Raw genomic sequence first — 13,954 nt, 5'->3', positions numbered from 1 at the left:
TATGAGGGCCCTGCCGCACAAACTTCTGTGTTAACCGCCTGTAACGACTCAAGGAGCACAAGTGCCGACACTGGCGGACGTCGCCGCGCTGGCCGGGGTTTCCAAGGCGACGGCCTCCCGCGCCCTCAGCCGGCCGGACCTGGCCGCGCCGGAGACGGTGGCCCGCGTCCGCGCAGCCGCCGAGCAGCTCGGATTCGTGCCCAACAGGGCCGCCACGCAGCTCGCCGGGGGCAAGACCGGCGTGGTCGCCGTCGTGGTGCCCACGCTCGACAACACCTTCTTCACCCCCATCATCGGCGGCGCCCAGGCACGGGCGGCCGAGTCGGGCATGCAGCTCACCATCGCGGTGCACTCACTGGAGCACCAGGCCCAGCTCGCCGCCGTCGAGCAGCTCTCGCGGCAGGTGGACGGGTTCCTGCTCACCGCGCCCCGAGGTTCGGACGAGATCGTGCGGGCCGCGGCGTCGTACAAGCCGACCGTGCTGATCGACCGCGAGATCGACGGCATGACCTCGGTCGTCGCCGACACGGCCACCGCCTTCGGCGCGCTCGTCACCTGGCTCGCCGACAAGGGCCACGAGCGCATCGTCTACCTCGGCGGCCCGGCCGGCTCCTGGCAGGACCGCCAGCGCCAGGCCGCCATCAGGGCCGCGGCCGAGCCGGGCGGGGCGCGGCTCACCATGCTGGGTCCCTTCCCCTCGACGTTCGCCGCCGGGGTCGAGTCGGCGCAGGCCGTGGTGGCGGCCCGCGCCACCGCCGTGGTGCCCTACTCCACCTCGATCGGCCTCGGCCTCATGTTCGCCCTGCTCCACCGGGGGATCCGCGATGTGGTGGTCAGCTCGGAGCGCATGGTCGTCGAGAGCCTCGGGCTGACCGGCGTCCCCTCGATCGACGTGGACGGGGAGAGACTCGGCGAGGTCGCCATGGGCCGGTTGATGACGCTGCTCGGTGAGCGCGGGGAGGCGCCGCCGCCCACCACGAGCCGGCTCGCCGTCCCGATCAGCTAGGCGCCGGTGAAGGTGGCGTGGAGCGCCTTGGCCTCGGCTTCCGTGAGCAGGGCGCGGGCCGACAGCCAGGCCGCGGCACCCGCCGCGTCCAGCGCCGTCGTCACGGTCTCGCCGGACAGCAGCTCCAGCACGGCCTCCTGTACGGGGCCAGGGGTCGTCAGTACGCTGCCCGCCAGCACCACCGGGCCCGACACGTGCACCCGGCGCAGGGTCGCCACGAGATGCCCGGCCGCCTCGTGCGCGATCTTCGTCGCCAGCGGGTCGCCTGCCATGGCGGCCTGGCTGACCAGGGAGGACAGCGCGGCCAGCCGCATGTGGTCGGCCTGGGCGAGGCGGACGATGCGGGCGGCGGCGGCGCGCGGAGTGGTGGGCCGCTCGGCGCCCAGGAAGTGCTGGGCTACCAGGGCGAGGAGCAGCCCCTCGGTGCTCTCCCCGTGGGGAACGAAGAGCAGGCCCCCGGCGTTCTCCCCGCCGGAGACGTCCATTCCGTCGAAGGGCCGGAACAGGGCCGATACCGGCAGCTCGCGATCCAGCGCCGCGATCACCGCCTTGGCCGCCCGCCGCCCGATCCAGAACCCGGACCCCACGTCACCCAGCAGCCACCCCAGCGCGTCCCCGACCCGCTCCAGCTCGTACCCCACGACCCGGGCCGCCCCCGCCCCCGTCCCGGACAGCAGCAACGTGCCGTCGGGCTCGGCGGAGCCGGCGGCGTAGGCGATCGTCAGGTCGCCCTCGTACCGGGGCGGCGCGGCGATCCCGTGCTCGGCCCAGACCCTGGCCAGCTCGGGCACCATCTCGGCGACGTCCCCCGCCATGCCGACCCTGGAGGCGACCACCCGCGGCCCGCCGCCGGACGGGAGGGCCGCCGACAGGGCCTCGCCGACGGCCGCGGACGCCTTGCGCAGCCCGTGGGCGGTGGGATTGCCCGCACCGGCGCGCGCGTACCCGACCCGGGTGCCGTCGAGTGCGTGCACGGCGACGCGCGTGGAGGTGGCGCCGGCGTCGACGCCGATCACCAGCCCCGGCTCACTCATGACCGGCAGCCCGCGGCCGGCCTGGGCTGTGGCGGGCGGGACTAGCGATTGCGTCACGGTCCGAGTCTGGGGGTTGACGCGACCAGGAAGCAAGAATAATTTTCGCCAGAAGACCGAGTATTCGGAAGGAATATTCGTGACTTCTGGAGCGCTCGCGCGCGTCGAAACGGAACTGCCCGGCCTGCCGGAGGCTCTGCGCAGGGTCGGCGAGGTCATCCTCGGAGATCCCGCCGAGGCCGCCCGGTCGACCATCATCGCCCTGGCCGAGCGGGCGGGCAGCTCGCCCGCCACCGTGACCAGGTTCTGCCGGGCGTTCGGGTTCTCCGGGTACGCCGAGCTGCGCGTAGCGCTGGCCACCGAGACGGGCAGGGCCGCGCAGGCCGGATGGGGCGCCGGCGTCGGGCACGAGATCGGCCCCGACGACCCGCTCGACGCCGCGATCGAGGTCATGGCCGCCGCCGACACCCGGCTCATCCAGGACACCGCCGCCGGGCTCGACCTCGACGTGCTGACCCAGGTGGCCGACGCCATCGTGGCCGCCCCGCGCGTGCTCCTCGTCGGCGTCTCCACCAGCGGGATCGTCGCGAACATGCTGGAGGGCTGGCTGCGCCGCATCGGCATCCCCGGCTGGAGCGCGGGCGACGCGCACGTCGCGCTGTCGGAGGCGGCGCTGATGAAGGCCGGCGACGTGGCCATCGGCATCAGCCACCGCGGACGTACCCGCGAGGTCATGGAGACGCTCGCCGAGGCGAGCAGCCACGGCGCGCTCACCGTCGCCGTCACCTCCTTCGCCCGCTCGCCGCTCGCCGAGCTCGCCGACCTGGTGCTGACCACCGCGAGCAGGGAGACCACGTTCAGGCTCGGCGGGCTGGCCGCCGTGCACTCGCAGCTTTTCGTGCTGGACGCCGTGTACGTCGCGGTCGCGCAACGCACCTACGAACGCACGAACGAGGCGTTCGAGCGCACGATCAGCGCAGTCGAGAGCCATCGGGTGGAGAGGAGCCCATGACGTACGCAACCAAGGTCCTGGATCTGGCGCGCCAGGTCGCGGAGAGCCAGGCCGAGCCGGTGAGCCGGGCGGCGGCGCTGCTCGTCACGTCCCTCAGGGCAGGCGGCGTCGTAAACGCTTTCGGTTCCGGGCACTCCGAGGCCATCGCCATGGAGATCGCCGGCCGGGCGGGCGGCCTCGTCCCGAGCAACCGTCTGAGCCCCAGGGACCTCGTGCTGTACGGCGGGCAGCCGCCGAGCGTGCTCACCCCGGAGCTGGAGCGGGACCCGGCGGTCGCCCGGCAGATCTACGACCTGGCGCCGGTCGAGCCGGAGGACGTGTTCGTGCTCGTGTCGAGCTCCGGCGTGAACGGCACCGTCGTCGAGCTGGCCAGAATCGTCAAGGACGGCGGCCACCCGCTGATCGCGATCACCTCGGTCGAGCACAGCACCCGCATGACCTCCCGCCACCCGTCGGGCGGCAAGCTGCTCGACCTGGCGGACGTCGTCCTCGACAACGGCGCGCCGTACGGCGACGCCATCCTCGACCTGCCCGGCGGCGGCAGTTACGGTGCGGTGTCCACCATCACCTCAGCGTTGCTGGCGCAACTGGTGGTCACCGAGGCGGTGGACGCCCTCGTCGCGCTCGGCGAGACACCGCCCGTCTACCTGTCGGTCAACGTGACCGGAGGAGACGAGCACAACAAGGCCCTGGAGAGCCGCTACGCAGGGCGCATCAGACGCGGAAAATGAAAGGTCAGGAGTAGTCACCATGGCTCACACCCCCCATATCAGCAGGCGCGAACTCCTGCGCGGCGCCGCGCTCGTGCCCGTCGCGGGCGCGCTCGCCGCGTGCGCCACGCCGTCGGCCCCGCCTGCCGCCACCAGCTCGGCGGCCCCGGCCGCGACCAGCGCGGCCAACCCGTTCGGCGTGGACGCCAAGAAGCCGCTGGAGGTCTGGATCTTCGACGGCGGCTTCGGCCAGCAGTACGCCACCGACATCCACCAGCCGCTGTTCAAGAGCAAGTACGCCGGCATCGAGATCAAGCACAACTCCACCAAGGAGATCACGAAGGTTCTCCAGCCGCGCTTCGCCGGCGGCAACCCGCCCGAGGTCATCGACAACTCCGGCGCCAACAAGATGGACTTCGGCGCCCTCGCCCAGGACGGCCAGCTCGCCGACCTCGGCCCGCTGCTCGACGCCCCCTCCTGGGACGACCCCGCCGTCAAGGTGCGCGACACCATCGACCCGTCCGTCATCGAGATCGGCACCTACGACGGCAAGTTCAGCGTCGTCGGCTACGTCAACTACATTCACGGCATCTGGTACTCGCAGAAGGTCTTCAAGGACAACGGCTGGGAGATCCCCAAGACGTGGGACGAGTTCCTGGCCCTGTGCGAGACCATCAAGAAGTCCGGCAAGATGGCGCCCTTCACCTACGCCGGCAAGCACCCGCAGTACGCCTACGAGCCGCTGCTCACCATGGCCGCGAAGATCGGCGGCAAGGAGGTGCTGACCAACCTGGACAACCTGGAGGACGGCGCTTGGAAGCAGGAGGCCATCAAGACCGCGGCCGAGAACATGGCCGAGATCGGCTCCAAGTACCTCCTCCAGGGCACCGCCGGCCTCGACCACGTACAGACGCAGACCGCGCAGAACAAGTACCAGGTCGCGATGCTCCCGTGCGGGTCCTGGCTGGAGAACGAGCAGAAGTCGACCACACCCGAGGGCTTCGACTACGCGATGTTCCCCATCCCGGACATCACCGGCTCCGACGCGATGCCGTACGGCACGCTGCACACCCAGCCGGGCGAGGAGTTCATGGTCTCCGCCAAGAGCGCCCACCCGCAGGCGGGCATGGAGTACCTGCGGGCGATGCTCTCCAAGAAGGCGGCCGGCGAGTTCAGCACCCTGGTCAAGACCGTCACCGTGGTCAAGGGCGCCAGCGAGGGCCTGACCATCTCCTCCGGCGTGACCAGCGCCTCCGCGGCGGTCGCGGCGGCGGGCGCCAACACCGTCTACTACCGCGCCTTCGCCTGGTACGGCCCGCTCAACGACGAGGCCAAGGCCGCCACCGGCGAGCTGATGACCGGCGGCCTCACCCCTGACGCCTACCTCGAGCGCATGCAGAAGAAGGCCGACGAGATCAAGAGCGACTCCTCGATCAAGAAGTACAAGCGCTGATGCTGTTCAACAGATATCGCCGTGGGCTGTTCATCGCCTCGTTCCTGGCAGCCCCGGTGATTCTCTACGCCATCTACGTGATCTCGCCGAACATCCAGGCGTTCTACATGGCGATGACCGACTGGCGCGGCGTGTCCGCCACGCCCAACTTCATCGGCCTGGACAACTTCCAGCGGGTGCTCGGCGACAGCGTCTTCTGGAAGGCCGTCACCCACAACCTCGGCCTGCTGGTGCTGCTGCCGGCGATCACCATCATCATCGCCCTGTTCTTCGCCTACCTGCTCAACCTGGGCGGCGACAGGGGAGTGTCAGGGATCCGCGGGTCCACCTTCTACCGGGTGGTCTTCTTCTTCCCGCAGGTCCTCGCGGTCACCATCGTGGCCGTCCTGTTCCAGCAGGTGTTCCGGCCCGACGGCAGCGGCATGCTGAACGGGCCGCTGATGGCGCTCGGCCTCGAACCGGTCGGATTCCTGTCCAACTCCGGCATCGCGTTCTGGTCGGTGCTCGGCGTCCTGGTCTGGCAGGCCGTCGGCTTCTATGTCGTGCTCTTCTCCGCCGGGCTGGCCGGCATCCCGAGGGACGTGTTCGAGGCCGCGCAGATCGACGGAGCCAGCCGGTTCACCCTGTTCTTCCGCATCACGCTCCCGCTGCTGTGGGACACCGTCCAGGTCGCCTGGGTCTACCTGGGCATCCTGGCCATGGACGCCTTCGCGATCGTCTGGGTGATGACCCTCCAGCAGGGCGGCCCCGACTGGTCGACCACGGTCATGGCGGCCGAGATCTACCGGAACGCCTTCGGGTACTTCCGCTTCGGATACGCCTCCGCCCTCGGCGTCGTGATGTTCCTCTTCACGGTGGGCTTCGCGATCCTTTCGCTGCGCCTGTCGCGGCGCGAACGAATCGAGTACTGAAAGATGGCAACGACAACCCCAGTGGCGTCCGCGGGGACGCCGTCGAGGAGCGCCGCCCGCGCGGAGCGCAAACGGCGCCTCGGTCCGCTGGGTGTGCTGACGCACGCCACGCTGGCGATCTGGACCCTCCTCGTGATGGTGCCGATCGTCTGGACGTTCCTGGCCTCCGTCAAGAGCGAGGACGAGATCTTCGGCGCCGCGTGGTCGCTGCCGTCCACGCTGCACTGGGACAACTTCGCCAGGGCCTGGGAGCAGGCGCGCATCGGCCAGTACATGCTCAACAGCGTCATCATCGTCTCGTTCAGCACGTTCGGCACGATGCTGATCGGGTCGATGGCGGCGTACGTGCTGGCGCGCTACCCCTTCCGGGGCAACCGCGTGATCTACATGCTGTTCGTCGCCGGCATGGCCTTCCCGTTCTTCCTGGCGCTGAGCCCGCTGTTCTTCGTGGTGCAGAACATGGGCTCGGTGCCGGTGATCGGGCCGTTCATCGGGCTGAACACGTACGCGGGCACGATTCTGGTGTACATCGCGTACTCGATGCCGTTCACGATCTTCTTCCTGTCGGCCTTCTTCCGTACGCTGCCGACCGGGGTCGCGGAGGCGGCCATGGTCGACGGGGCCTCGCACACCCGGGTGTTCTTCCAGATCATGCTGCCGATGGCGAAGCCGGGCATCATCAGCATCACCATCTTCAACATCCTGGGTCAGTGGAACCAGTACCAGAAGCCGCTGATCCTGCTGCAGGACCGGGAGAAATGGGTGCTCACGCAGGGGATCGCCGACATCTCCACCGCGGCCGGCTACGACGCCGACTGGGCGGCCCTGTTCGCCGCCCTGACCCTGGCCATCCTGCCGATGCTGGTCGTCTACACCGTCTTCCAGCGCCAGATCCAGTCCGGCCTTACTGCCGGGGCCCTGAAATGACTCGTGCGCCGCGGCCGGTCCGGCCTCGCCTCGCCCCGCTCCGCCTCGCCTCGCCTCGCCCCGCTCCGCCTCGCCTCGCCTCGCCTCGCCTCGCCTCGCCTCGCCCCGCCTCGCCTCGCCTCGCTCCGCCTCGCTCCGCCTCGCCCCGCCTCGCCCCGCCCGCGAGAGTGCTGTAGGGGCTTGTGCGCCGGGGCGGGTTGGCCTCACCTCGCGAGAGAGCCGAAGTGACTCGCGCGCCTGAGTGGGCCCGGCTTCACCCCGCAAGCGCGCCGAAATGGCTCGCATGCCGGACTTCACCGGCTTAGGGTGCGGAGTGTGACTGGCGACATCCGCGCGTTGCTGGCCCGCCACTTACCCGACTACCGGGTCCGTTCCGTCAGCCGGCTCGGCCACGGCCTCGACAACTTCGTGTACGAGGTCAACGACGAGCTGCTCGTACGGCGGAGCAGAGTGGCGGACCCCCAGGCCAACCGGCAGGAGGTCGCCCGCCTGGCGGCCGTCAGAGAGCTCTCCCCGCTCCCCGTCCCCGAAGTCGTCTTCGCCGACGACGAAACCGGCACCATCGCCTACCGCAAACTCCCCGGCACCCCCCTCAACCAGCACCGCAACGGCAACCTCACCCCGGCCGCCCTCGCCGAGCCACTCGGTGCCTTCCTCAGCGCCATCCACGGCGCCATCCCCGGCACCATGCGCGACCTGGCACCCCTCGACGTCTACCCCGCACCCACGCTCCTCCAGGACGCCGAACTCGACTACCGCGACGTGGAACAACACGTCCCCGAAGCCCAGCGCCCCCTGGTGGAGCGCTTCCTGCACCACGACCCACCCGACGAACCCCCCTCCCTGCGCTTCTGCCACAACGACCTCGGCGCCGAACACGTCCTCGTAGACCCCGCCACCAGCACCATCACCGGCATCATCGACTGGACGGACGCCGCCATCACGGACCCCGCCCACGACTTCGCCCTGATCTACCGAGACCTCGGCCCGGACGTCTTCGAGCTCACCCTGGAGCACTACGAATTCACGGTGACGGAGGAGGACAGGGAGCGCATCCTGTTCTACGCACGGTGCGCACTGATCGAAGACCTGGCGTACGGCCTGAGCACCGGCCCCCGCCACTACGCCGACGCCGCCCTCACCCACCTGCCCTGGACCTTCCAATAACGCGCACCCACCCGTTGCCCGATGGGGTGGCCGGCCGTTGGGATCCCGCCCCGAAAGGTCCTCGCTGCGCTCGGGCTGTCCTCCCCAAGCCACCCACCCGTTGCCCGATGGGGTGGTTGCCCGTTGGAAGCCCGCCCCGAGCGGTCCTCGCTTCGCTCGGGCTGTTCCCCTGGGACGCACCTGCGGCGCGCAAGGTCATCACAAGCCGGCGCTTCGCGCCTCGGGGCTCAGCCGCTTCTCCCAGTCGGGGCCAGCCCCGACCCCTGTAGGTCTTCGCTTCGCTCAGGCGCCCCATACAAACCCACGCTTGCGCCCGCGCGGATCCATCGACCGGCACGTTGAGATGCCGTTCAGCCTTGGCCGCAAGCCGTGGCCGCAGAAGCCGCTCATGGTTCCTCTGCCTCGAATCCCGCAACCGCCGGTCGTTCCACCCCAGCGCGCTCCGCCAGCTCCGCCTGACTCAACCCCAACTGCCCACGCCGCAGCCTGACGGCCTCACCCAACTCGAACCGGATCCTGGCCGCTTCATACGCCGCTCCGGCCCCCGGCCGACTCATGACCTCGAATCTCTTCTCAGCCCAATTCCTACGCTCTCCCACTCCACTCACTCCCCCACCAGCAGGGGGTCCCGCTGCACACGCACGATTCCGGCCGAGTCACGCATCCGCTGCCTACGAAGGTCAGGGCGCAATGGTTGCGGACCGTCACCAGGTAACGGCCCACAACGCAAGGTAGCCCTACTCGCCGACGGTCGCCGTCCAGTTCCCCCGCTTCAGGCTGATCACCCCCGCCGGGCTGACAGCCACCCTCGCACCGCGAATCGGCAGCTCACCCTCCCTGAGCCACTGCTCCCGCACCCGATCCAGCAGGCCGTGAAGCCGACGCGGCCCACCCTGATGGACGATCACCTTCCCACCCCGCTCCTCGGCCCGAACCCACGACCCATCCTCATGAGCCATGAGCGCGACCCGATCGGCCTTGTCGTCGTAGGTGATGAACCGATGCTCGATCCCCGGCGCGAGCAGCTCCATCATCGTGTCCACATCCCAGGCCTCGACCACGTCCATCACCGGGTAGGGGCTGGCCTCGACCTGCTCGCCGTCCTCCACGCGAGCGCGGGCGAGGACGGCGAGCAACTGGCCGCGCGCCGGATAGTCGGCGCCGGACCGGGTGCGCATGAACCCGGCACGGTCCCACTCGACCCGGCCGGCCGCCCCGCCGTCCTCCTGCTTGTCGGCGGTGATGATCAGGCTCGTGCCGGCGATCGTCGTCACCAGCCGCCCGCCCGTCCGCAGCCCGTGCAGCCAGGACGCGGGGATCGGCTTCACCCCGACGGTGGCGACGATCCGGTCCCCTTTCCAGTCGATCGGGCCGGTGGCGTCCGCCGTCAGGAAGGCCGGGTGGTAGCCGATCTCGTCCAGCCGCCGGTCGGCGGCTTCTGTGAGGTACGGGTCCACGTCGATCGTCGTGACTCGCGTCTGCCCGAGGCGGGCGCACAGGAGAGCGGTGCCGTAGCCGGTGCCGGTGCCCACGTCCAGGACGGTGGAACGGGCGTCGAGGGAGGCGTGCCGGTACATGCTCACGAGCAGGCCGGGCAGGGTGCTCGACGACGTCGGCGCTCCCTGGAGGCGGGCGCCGGGTTCGGCGTGGTCGGCGTGGACGCCGGAGACCCGGGCGACGAGGGTCCAGTCGCGGTAGGCGGCGGCCAGCCAGCGTTCGTGGTCGTCGTTGCCGACGCGTAGTTCCCACCCGTCCTGAGTGCTCGCCCACCAGCGGGGGACGAACGGGTGGCGTGGGGTGCGGGCGACCAGTTCGCGCCATCGCGAGCCGGGCGGGGTCATCGTGCCGGCGAGGTGGCGCGCTTGGTCTCTCCAGGAGTGCATGGGCGAATCTTCGCTCGCCGCGTCCGTGCTGGTCACCGGTTTCCCTCCGTGGGGAGGCGAGGGGCGGGAACGGGCAGTACGAGGGCGTTGCCTTCGCAGGTGGTTTCGGCCGGTTTGCAATCATTGCTGTCTGATGACGGTTTGCAGTCGCTGCCTCGTCGTCGAGGCACTCGCGCGAGCAACTCGTGCCAGGCCGCACCGTCGAGGAGGTCGCCCAGCGGGGTGGTGCGGACGTTCCCGGGGGAGGGCAGGAAGCGGGACAGGACGCACATGCGTACGTCGCCGTCCCAGGAGACGGCGGCGCGGCCGTCGCCGCACTGGCCGCACAGCTCACCGATGTCCGGCTCCTTGCGCAGGTGGCCGGTGGCGCGGCCGACCGCACGCACCCGGTCCACGGGGCCGACCCGAGGGAGGCCGAGTGTGATCATCTCGGCGCGAGCCTCCTGGGCGCGCTGCGCTTCCTCGCCGAGATCGACGACCGCGACCTTGAGCGGGATGGCGCGTTCCAGGGCAGCCACGATGTTGGCCCTCGTCTGGGCGTGGCTGCCGGCCCGGCCGGTGATCTTGTCGTGTTCGTCGGGCATGTCGCTGTAGTACGACGTCGCCAGCGTCACGTTCGGGTGTGAGTACAGCTCCCACAGAGGGGCGGTGACGCGGATCAGGTTGGAGTAGACCTGGACGCGCAGCCCCACGCCGAGGGCATGCTCGGCCAGGCGCAGGAAGTCCGGATGCAAGGTCGCCTCGCCGCCGATGAACTGGATCGTCGTGATGCCTGCGGCCGGGGCGGTGTCGATGAGGTGCTCCCAGTCAGCGCGGGTCATCGTGCCGTGGCCCTTGGTGGGGCCGGCGTCGGCGTAGCAGAGGCTGGGGCACCGCATCTGGCATCTCTGGGTGAGTTCCAGTTCGAGGAACCACACGGGGGCCAGGCCGGACCTGGTCGTGATGGCCGGGACAGCCGTCATGATGGCGCTCTTTCGTGAGACGGGTCTGGTTCAGGAGGCGACTGACCGCCGGGAGGCCCGGGGCGGTCTGCCTCTTCTCAGCCATGGGATCGTCACATTGGGTTACCGTGGGAGATGTTGCCTGTTGCCTCCGGTCGGTGGGCAACAGCGGTCAACAGGTCAACACGCTCTCGGACACGGGCAGGCAATGACGACCTTCGGCGAGAAGATGCGGGCGCTGATGCAGGAGCGCGGCGTCTCGTTGCGCCAGTTGGCCAAGCTCATTCACTATGACGCCGGATACCTGTCGAAGGTCGCGAGTGACGTTAAACGCCCGTCTTCGTCAGTGGCTCATCGGCTCGAAACGGCCTTGGACGCTGAGGGCGAGCTCGTGAAGCTGGTGCCGAAGCGCGCAGTTGCGGAGCCCCGGGTGCCGGAGGCCGGAGCACCGATCCAGGCGTCGGGCTCTCTGCCTGCGCCGGTTGTGGACCCACTGGTCGACCGCCGCATGCGGCGCCTGTCCGCAGGCCAGACCGAGGAACTGCTCTCCGACATGAGGGAGCAGTGGCACGTGCTCGTGCGGACGGACAACCTGCTGGGATCGCGCCATGCCCTTGGCGGCGTCTGCACTCAGCTCGCCATCCTGGTGGCCTTGCTCTGCCACATACGCCCACCGCTCCGGCGGGCAACCCTCCGCCTCGCCGCCAGATACGCCGAGTCCGCAGCATGGCTGTATGGGGATGCCGGGGATCCCGCCGCCGGCCGCCGCTGGGCGCGGACCGCGATGGAATGGGCGCTGGAGGCCGGTGATCGACCGATGATCGCGTGGGCGCTCTTCCGCCGTAGTCAGCAGGCACAATCCGAGGGCAACGGGGCGCAGGTGGTCGGCCTTGCCGAGGCGGCATGTCGCGAACAAGGCGATGCGGCGGGCCCGATGATGGCTGCGATCCTGCAACAGCAGGCACATGGATGGGCACTGGACGGGGCCGAGGCGGCGTCTCATCGGCTGCTCGATCGCGCGCACGAGTACGCGACCACCGGCGACGCGGGAGACGCGCGGTCGGGCCACGGCTCCTTCTGCACGCCCGCCTATGTCGAGATGCAGCGCGGGTGGGTCTGGCTCACGCTGGGGGGACACGAGCGAGCCGTGAAGGCGTTCGAGGCTGCGATCGCAGATCTGTCGCCGACATATCAGCGTGATCGTGGCCTGGCTCACGCCGGACTGTCGATCGCCCTAGCCGCGGAGGACAAGCCGGAGGCCGCAGCCCTGGCGGCTGCGCAAGCGCTGGCTGTCGCCCAGGACGGCGGATCGACCAGAATCTTCTCCATGGTCACTTCGGTCGCGCCTCGACTTGTACGCCATGCTCACCTGGACCCGGTCGCGGAGTTCCTGGCCGAGCTGAACGCCACCTCCGCGCTCTGATGGCGTCGTCGGCGGAGATGGTGGCGATGCGACGTGCGATCGCCCTGTCCGCGATGGGACTCGGCACGACGAGCCCGAACCCGCCGGTGGGGTGTGTGATCCTCGGGCCGGACGGCCGCGTGACCGGCGAGGGCTTCCACCGGCGTAAGGGTGAGGCGCACGCGGAGGGCAACGCCCTGGCCGCAGCCGGTACGGCGGCGCGCGGCGGAACCGCTGTGGTGACCTTGGAGCCTTGCAACCATGTGGGCCGTGCTCCGGCCTGCCGGGCGTTGCTGATCGAAGCTGGGATCACGCGCGTGGTGGTCGCGTTGATCGACCCCACGTCGCGAGGTGAGGGCGGTGTGGCCGAACTGCGCCGGGCGGGGGTGGACGTGGAAGTCGGCGTTCTGGCCGATGAGGCGGAGCTGGTGCTGGGGCCCTGGCTGACCGCGTTGCAGCGCGGTATGCCGTTCGTGACATGGGCGTACGGCGACGACCGCGAGGTCCCCGGCCTGGACTCGCGCGGATACGACGCTGTGCTGGGCCCGGATGGGCAGTTGCGGGAGGGGGCGCCTGGTGGACATGGCGACGCGTTCGCTCTACCTGATGAGTTGCCGCAGGGCGAGCCCGGCGAGGGGCTGCAGAACCTCTATGCGGCCGGGGTCCGATCGCTGCTCCTACTAGGCAGCCGTGAGCTTGCAGAGTCGTACGCCGCTGGAGGGCTGGTCGACGAGGTGCTCGTGTGGTTGCCCGGACCTGAGGCCTCCTCGCAGGGGGAGGAGCCGACTCCTCCGGCGGGCTTCCGCGTCACGGCCGTGCGGCGCGTGGGAGATTACGTGCTGCTGCGGGCACAGCGTCAGGGCGGAGAACCCATCCCTCTGTAGTCATAGGACGACTCCGAAGCAGTCCGGAAAAGCGTTCGCGGAGCGCTCGGCTGGTCTGCTTAGCTCCCTGCCATGACATCGTCCACCTGGGTAGGAGACCGCGTCCGGCTGCGGGCCAGGGAGCCCGAGGACTGGGAGGCGTTCCACGCCTTCGACGAGTACTCCGACGCCGTCAGGAACGGCTGGCGGCTGTCGCCGCCGAAGTCGGTCGCCCGGGCGAAGAAGGAGATGGCCGAACGCGCGGAGCAGGAGCTGGATCTCGACGAGTTCTCCCTGGTGATAGCCACGAAGCAGGACAACGAGGCGGTCGGGTCGATCAACACGCACGAGGTGGACCGGGTGCACGGCACCTTCTGTTACGGGATCGCCGTCGGGACGCCGCACCACCGCAAGGGGTATGCGAGCGAGGCGGTCGTCCTGCTTCTGCGGTACATGTTCTTCGAGCGGCGGTTCCAGAAGGCCGAGGCGCGGGTGTACAGCTCCAACGAGGCGTCGCTGGCGTTGCATCGGCGGATCGGGTTCGTGGAGGAGGGCCGCCGGCGCAGGTGTCGCTACGCCAACGGCCGCTACGACGACGAGTTCCTGTTCGGGATGACAGTCGAGGAGTACACCGAGCGTTACGGCTGA

At 69.9% G+C, this 13,954-nt stretch carries 14 protein-coding genes; 10 read left to right on the top strand and 4 right to left on the bottom strand.

What is annotated here, in order from left to right; translation table 11 throughout:
- Positions 1-61 precede the first annotated feature (61 nt).
- Entirely contained in the window at positions 62-1,006 is a 945-nt protein-coding gene (locus tag ABD331_RS27895) for a LacI family DNA-binding transcriptional regulator (protein ID WP_344480650.1), read from the top strand.
- On the opposite strand, the gene ABD331_RS27890 is transcribed toward ABD331_RS27895, so the two are convergent.
- Complete coding sequence (locus tag ABD331_RS27890; RefSeq protein ID WP_344480647.1) at positions 1,003-2,097, bottom strand: N-acetylglucosamine kinase; 1,095 nt, start codon at positions 2,095-2,097, stop codon at positions 1,003-1,005. The two genes, ABD331_RS27895 and ABD331_RS27890, sit on opposite strands and share 4 nt — an antisense overlap.
- A gap of 79 nt (positions 2,098-2,176) precedes the next feature.
- Between ABD331_RS27890 and ABD331_RS27885 the strand changes: the two genes are divergently transcribed.
- The 6 genes from ABD331_RS27885 to ABD331_RS27860 all read left to right on the top strand — a co-directional run bounded on the left by ABD331_RS27885 (position 2,177) and on the right by ABD331_RS27860 (position 8,217).
- A complete protein-coding gene (locus tag ABD331_RS27885) occupies positions 2,177-3,049 on the top strand; it encodes a MurR/RpiR family transcriptional regulator (protein WP_344480644.1) in 873 nt (290 codons plus the stop codon).
- Positions 3,046-3,780, top strand: a complete 735-nt coding sequence (locus tag ABD331_RS27880) for a sugar isomerase domain-containing protein (RefSeq protein WP_344480641.1) — start codon at positions 3,046-3,048, stop codon at positions 3,778-3,780. Before ABD331_RS27885 ends, ABD331_RS27880 begins: the two co-directional genes overlap by 4 nt.
- A 19-nt stretch (positions 3,781-3,799) precedes the next feature.
- Complete coding sequence (gene ngcE / locus ABD331_RS27875) at positions 3,800-5,212, top strand: N-acetylglucosamine/diacetylchitobiose ABC transporter substrate-binding protein (protein ID WP_344480638.1); 1,413 nt, start codon at positions 3,800-3,802, stop codon at positions 5,210-5,212.
- A complete protein-coding gene (locus ABD331_RS27870; RefSeq protein WP_344480636.1) occupies positions 5,212-6,123 on the top strand; it encodes a carbohydrate ABC transporter permease in 912 nt (303 codons plus the stop codon). The genes ngcE and ABD331_RS27870 overlap by 1 nt, the downstream gene beginning before the upstream one ends.
- Before the next feature lie 3 nt (positions 6,124-6,126).
- Positions 6,127-7,050, top strand: coding sequence for a carbohydrate ABC transporter permease (locus ABD331_RS27865; protein ID WP_344480633.1), 924 nt, complete (start codon positions 6,127-6,129; stop codon positions 7,048-7,050).
- A 315-nt stretch (positions 7,051-7,365) separates the two neighbouring features.
- Entirely contained in the window at positions 7,366-8,217 is an 852-nt protein-coding gene (locus ABD331_RS27860; RefSeq protein WP_344480630.1) for a phosphotransferase family protein, read from the top strand.
- A gap of 386 nt (positions 8,218-8,603) precedes the next feature.
- On the opposite strand, the gene ABD331_RS27855 is transcribed toward ABD331_RS27860, so the two are convergent.
- The 3 genes from ABD331_RS27855 to ABD331_RS27845 all read right to left on the bottom strand — a co-directional run bounded on the left by ABD331_RS27855 (position 8,604) and on the right by ABD331_RS27845 (position 11,062).
- The gene (locus ABD331_RS27855; RefSeq protein WP_344480627.1) at positions 8,604-8,774 is read right to left on the bottom strand and encodes a helix-turn-helix domain-containing protein; all 171 of its coding nucleotides are present in this window, start codon (positions 8,772-8,774) and stop codon (positions 8,604-8,606) included.
- 180 nt (positions 8,775-8,954) lie between these two features.
- Positions 8,955-10,100, bottom strand: a complete 1,146-nt coding sequence (locus ABD331_RS27850; RefSeq protein WP_344480624.1) for a methyltransferase domain-containing protein — start codon at positions 10,098-10,100, stop codon at positions 8,955-8,957.
- Between the two features lie 32 nt (positions 10,101-10,132).
- Positions 10,133-11,062, bottom strand: a complete 930-nt coding sequence (locus tag ABD331_RS27845; RefSeq protein ID WP_344480621.1) for a radical SAM/SPASM domain-containing protein — start codon at positions 11,060-11,062, stop codon at positions 10,133-10,135.
- A gap of 187 nt (positions 11,063-11,249) precedes the next feature.
- Here ABD331_RS27845 and ABD331_RS27840 point away from each other — a divergent pair, with 187 nt between their 5' ends.
- The 3 genes from ABD331_RS27840 to ABD331_RS27830 all read left to right on the top strand — a co-directional run bounded on the left by ABD331_RS27840 (position 11,250) and on the right by ABD331_RS27830 (position 13,954).
- The gene (locus ABD331_RS27840) at positions 11,250-12,464 is read left to right on the top strand and encodes a helix-turn-helix domain-containing protein (RefSeq protein WP_344480618.1); all 1,215 of its coding nucleotides are present in this window, start codon (positions 11,250-11,252) and stop codon (positions 12,462-12,464) included.
- A 26-nt stretch (positions 12,465-12,490) separates the two neighbouring features.
- Positions 12,491-13,327 (top strand): bifunctional diaminohydroxyphosphoribosylaminopyrimidine deaminase/5-amino-6-(5-phosphoribosylamino)uracil reductase RibD, encoded by an 837-nt coding sequence (gene ribD, locus ABD331_RS27835; protein WP_344480615.1) that lies wholly within the window; start codon positions 12,491-12,493, stop codon positions 13,325-13,327.
- Positions 13,328-13,399: 72 nt separating this feature from the next.
- On the top strand, positions 13,400-13,954 hold the full coding sequence (locus tag ABD331_RS27830) for a GNAT family N-acetyltransferase (RefSeq protein WP_344480612.1): 555 nt from the start codon (positions 13,400-13,402) through the stop codon (positions 13,952-13,954).

This window comes from Nonomuraea monospora, assembly GCF_039531895.1.
Lineage (GTDB): Bacteria > Actinomycetota > Actinomycetes > Streptosporangiales > Streptosporangiaceae > Nonomuraea > Nonomuraea monospora.
The sequence above is the reverse complement of the archived record's forward strand: the minus strand, read 5'-3'. Positions and strand labels throughout refer to the sequence as shown.

Coding starts and splice junctions, on each gene's coding strand:
- ABD331_RS27880 (WP_344480641.1), top strand. CDS start 3,046: ATGACGTACGCAACCAAGGTCCTGGATCTGGCGCGCCAGGTCGCGGAG.
- ngcE (WP_344480638.1), top strand. CDS start 3,800: ATGGCTCACACCCCCCATATCAGCAGGCGCGAACTCCTGCGCGGCGCC.
- ABD331_RS27870 (WP_344480636.1), top strand. CDS start 5,212: ATGCTGTTCAACAGATATCGCCGTGGGCTGTTCATCGCCTCGTTCCTG.
- ABD331_RS27865 (WP_344480633.1), top strand. CDS start 6,127: ATGGCAACGACAACCCCAGTGGCGTCCGCGGGGACGCCGTCGAGGAGC.
- ABD331_RS27855 (WP_344480627.1), bottom strand. CDS start 8,774: ATGAGTCGGCCGGGGGCCGGAGCGGCGTATGAAGCGGCCAGGATCCGG.
- ABD331_RS27850 (WP_344480624.1), bottom strand. CDS start 10,100: ATGCACTCCTGGAGAGACCAAGCGCGCCACCTCGCCGGCACGATGACC.
- ABD331_RS27845 (WP_344480621.1), bottom strand. CDS start 11,062: ATGACGGCTGTCCCGGCCATCACGACCAGGTCCGGCCTGGCCCCCGTG.
- ABD331_RS27840 (WP_344480618.1), top strand. CDS start 11,250: ATGACGACCTTCGGCGAGAAGATGCGGGCGCTGATGCAGGAGCGCGGC.
- ribD (WP_344480615.1), top strand. CDS start 12,491: ATGCGACGTGCGATCGCCCTGTCCGCGATGGGACTCGGCACGACGAGC.
- ABD331_RS27830 (WP_344480612.1), top strand. CDS start 13,400: ATGACATCGTCCACCTGGGTAGGAGACCGCGTCCGGCTGCGGGCCAGG.